At 62.2% G+C, this 3,727-nt stretch carries 3 protein-coding genes and 2 pseudogenes; 2 read left to right on the plus strand and 3 right to left on the minus strand.

Annotated features, from left to right (window positions below):
• Together ACRXB1_RS32700 and ACRXB1_RS32705 are read left to right on the plus strand one after the other, a co-directional pair.
• Positions 1 to 132 (plus strand): annotated as a pseudogene (locus tag ACRXB1_RS32700) (TauD/TfdA family dioxygenase); the annotation flags it as partial.
• Positions 119 to 313, plus strand: a pseudogene (locus ACRXB1_RS32705) (tRNA (adenosine(37)-N6)-threonylcarbamoyltransferase complex transferase subunit TsaD); the annotation flags it as partial. The pseudogenes ACRXB1_RS32700 and ACRXB1_RS32705, both read left to right, overlap by 14 nt.
• 25 nt (positions 314 to 338) lie before the next feature.
• Here the strand turns inward: ACRXB1_RS32705 and folE2 are convergent.
• The 3 genes from folE2 to ACRXB1_RS32720 all read right to left on the minus strand — a co-directional run.
• Entirely contained in the window at positions 339 to 1,145 is an 807-nt protein-coding gene (gene folE2, locus ACRXB1_RS32710) for a GTP cyclohydrolase FolE2 (RefSeq protein WP_449494385.1), read from the minus strand.
• A gap of 111 nt (positions 1,146 to 1,256) precedes the next feature.
• Positions 1,257 to 3,185 (minus strand): 1-deoxy-D-xylulose-5-phosphate synthase, encoded by a 1,929-nt coding sequence (gene dxs / locus ACRXB1_RS32715; protein ID WP_449494386.1) that lies wholly within the window; start codon positions 3,183 to 3,185, stop codon positions 1,257 to 1,259.
• 88 nt (positions 3,186 to 3,273) lie between these two features.
• A partial coding sequence (locus ACRXB1_RS32720) for a polyprenyl synthetase family protein (protein ID WP_449494387.1) occupies positions 3,274 to 3,727 on the minus strand: 454 nt, incomplete at its 5' end.

The following is a 3,727-nucleotide window of genomic DNA, read 5'->3' on the forward strand; positions in this document are numbered from 1 at the left end:
GCCTTCAGCCGCCGCTTTGGTCCGCTGCAAATCCACGTGCTTCACCAGTTCCAGTTGAGTGGCCACCCGGAGATCCTGATCGTTTCGAACGTGATGGAAAACGGCAAGCCGATCGGTCTCGGCGATGTCGGCGGCTGCGAAAAAGCGCCGCTTCGAGGTGCACTACCCCGACTTGTCGCTATGCACCGATAACGGCGCGATGATTGCGCTCGCCGGCGCCTTGAGGCTTGCGCGCTGGCCCGATCAAGCCGTGCGCGATTACGCTTTCACGGTGAAGCCGCGCTGGGATCTGACGTCCCTGGCGGCCGCCTAGTTTAAGAATGTAGTTCCAAGACGGGTCAGGAAACCCGCTTGTCATGCTCGATCACCGCGTAGGCGCTGTGATTGTGAATGGACTCGAAGTTCTCCGCTTCCAGCACATAAGCCACGATCCGCGCATCCGCGTTCAGGCGCGTGGCAACATCGCGTACAAGGTCTTCTACGAACTTCGGATTTTCGTACGCGCGCTCGGTCACGAATTTCTCGTCGGGCCGCTTCAGCAAACCCCACAACTCGCACGACGCCTCTTCTTCCGCAATCCGGATCAGGTCTTCAACGGCCAGATCGCCCGTGAACTCTGCGCTGATCGTCACATGCGAGCGCTGGTTGTGCGCGCCGTACTGTGAAATCTGCTTCGAGCACGGGCACAAGCTCGTCACCGGCACGAGCACTTTCAGCGACGTCCGCGTTTCGCCCGCGCGAATCTCGCCCGCGAATGTGACCTCGTAGTCCATCAGGCTTTGCGCGCCGGAGACCGGCGCGGTCTTCATGACGAAGTACGTAAACGATACTTCGATACGCCCCGAATGCGCCTCGAGCTTGAGCAGCATCGCGGCGAGCATGGAACGGAGAGCGGTTTGGTCGAGCGGCGCGCGATGCTCTTCGAGCAAGGCCACGAAGCGCGACATGTGGGTGCCCTTCTGATCGGCGGGAAGGTGGACGTCGAGATTCCAGAGACCCACGCCCGGCTGCAATTCGCCGGTCGATGTCCGGATGGTCAGCGGATATCGCACCGCTTTAACGCCTACGCGCTGGATCGGGATCTGCCGCGTGTCGAGCGAGCTCTGGACATCGGGCATCGCAAAGGCGGGATTCATCTGGTTCATTGAATTTCCTTGTCCGTCGCGCGCATTGTGGTCGTTATCACGCGAGGATGCAGCGGCGATGCAACCTGGCGGACGTCCCCGACGCCCGCCGTAGCACTGCAATCATAGAAGTCAAGCGACGCGTTTGGTCAGCTTGCCGGTGTCGCTCTGGACGTCGTGTGAGACGGCGTCTTTCAGGAAACGCTCGCGAATCGACTTCGCGATCCCCGCCCCGTCCAGCCCGCACGACACTAGCAACTTGACCGGATCGCCATGATCGATAAACACGTCCGGCAAGCCGAGTTGCAGCACCGGCTTGATGACCGAGCTGGCGAGCAGGCTTTCCACGCAGGCCGAGCCCGCGCCGCCCATGATCGCGCCTTCTTCGACGGTCACGAGCGCGTCGTGCGTGGCGGCCAGTTCCCGCAGCAGATCGGCATCGATAGGCTTGACGAAACGCATGTTGGCTACGGTCGCGTCCAGTTCTTCGGCAGCGGCAAGCGCGGGTGCGACCATGGTGCCGAACGCAAGAATCGCGATGCGCGAGCCCGAACCCACTTTTTGCGTCGATTCGCGCCGGATTTCGCCCTTGCCGAGCGGGAGGGCCGTCATCTTCTTGACGATCTTCACACCCGTGCCCGCGCCGCGCGGATAACGCACGGCCGTGGGGTTCGGCTGCTGCAACGCCGTGTAAAGCATCTGGCGGCATTCGTCTTCGTCGGACGCGGCCATCACCGTCATGTTCGGGATGCAGCGCAGGAACGCGAGGTCGTAGTTGCCGGCATGCGTCGCACCGTCCGCGCCGACCAGACCCGCACGGTCGATGGCGAACACCACCGGCAGGTTCTGCAATGCGACGTCGTGGATCAACTGGTCATACGCACGCTGCAGGAAGGTCGAGTAGATCGCGACGACCGGGCGCATGCCATCGGCGGCCAGACCGCCCGCAAACGTCACGGCGTGCTGCTCGGCAATACCGACATCGAAATAACGATCCGGGAAGCGCTTCTCGAACTCCACCATGCCCGAGCCTTCACGCATGGCCGGCGTAATGCCGACAACGCGCGAATCCTGCTCCGCCGCGTCGCAGAGCCATTCGCCGAAGACCTGCGTGTAGGTTTTCTTCGATGGCACCGTAGAAGGCTTGATGCCCTCTGCCGGATTGAATTTGCCCGGCCCGTGGTACAGCACCGGATCGGCTTCGGCGAGCTTGTAGCCTTGCCCTTTCTTCGTCACGACGTGCAGGAACTGCGGACCACGCAGCTCCTTGATGTTCTGCAGCGTCGGAATCAGTGATTCGAGATCGTGACCATCGATTGGCCCGATGTAATTGAAGCCGAATTCCTCGAACAACGTGGCCGGCACGATCATGCCCTTCGCGTGTTCCTCGAGCTTGCGGGCGAGATCGAGCATGGGGGGCGCCACGCGCAGCACACGCTCCACGCCGGCACGTGCGGCGGCGTAGAAACGCCCCGACATCAGGCGCGCAAGATGGCGATTCAGCGCGCCGACCGGCGGCGAGATCGACATGTCGTTGTCGTTCAGGATCACGAGGAGCGGCACGTCGTCGGCCACGCCAGCGTTGTTCATGGCTTCGAAGGCCATGCCGGCGGTCATTGCGCCGTCGCCGATCACCGCGATGGAATAACGGTTGTCGCCCTGCAGCTTGCTCGCGATCGCCATGCCAAGCGCCGCCGAAATGGACGTGCTGGAGTGCGCTGTGCCGAAGGTGTCGTATTTCGATTCGCTACGGCGCGGAAAGCCGGAAATCCCGCCAGCCTGGCGCAGCGTTTTCATCTGGTCGCGGCGGCCCGTCAGGATCTTGTGCGGATAAGTCTGGTGGCCCACGTCCCAGACGATTTTATCGTTCGGGGTATCGAAGACGTAATGAAGCGCTATCGTCAGCTCGACCGTTCCGAGATTCGACGACAAATGCCCGCCCGTCTGCGACACGCTGTCGAGCACGTAGGCACGCAACTCTTCGGCCAGCGGTTTTAGTTCGTGGCGGTCCAGCGCTCGCAATGCGGCCGGATCGTCGATGGTTTTCAGCAAGTCGTACATCGTCGTCCCATTTAGGAAAACTGGCGAAAGCCGTTTCAGGTCTGCAAGCATCTTGCACGCCCGCCGGTTTCGCGTTTTATCGTATGTTTCAGTTCACCCGGTTCACAACCAGGTCGGCCAGTTCGCCCAGTCGGGCGGCCCGCGGGCCAAACGGCGCTAGTGCAGCATGGGCATCGCGGCCCAGTTGAGCTGCCAGTTCGCGCGATGCATCGAGTCCGATGATCGACACGTACGTCGGTTTGTCGTCCTTTGCGTCCTTGCCCGCCGTCTTGCCAAGCGTGGCGGAGTCTGCGGTGACGTCGAGAATGTCATCCACGACCTGGAACGCCAGGCCAATTGCGGCCGCATACGAATCCAGTGCGCTCATGGCGGCCGCGTCCGGTGCTTCGCCACAGAGTGCACCCATTCTTACGGCCGCGCGCAACAAGGCGCCGGTTTTCTTTCGGTGCATGGTCTCGAGTTCCGGGCGCGACAGCTTGCGTCCGACGCTCTCCAGGTCGATGGCCTGCCCGCCCGCCATCCCCACCGAACCACTCGCCAGA

It is taken from the genome of Caballeronia sp. M23-90 (assembly GCF_053574605.1).

Excerpts from the sequence above, each read along its gene's own strand:
- folE2 (WP_449494385.1), bottom strand. The coding sequence starts at position 1,145 with ATGAACCAGATGAATCCCGCCTTTGCGATGCCCGATGTCCAGAGCTCG.
- dxs (WP_449494386.1), bottom strand. The coding sequence starts at position 3,185 with ATGTACGACTTGCTGAAAACCATCGACGATCCGGCCGCATTGCGAGCG.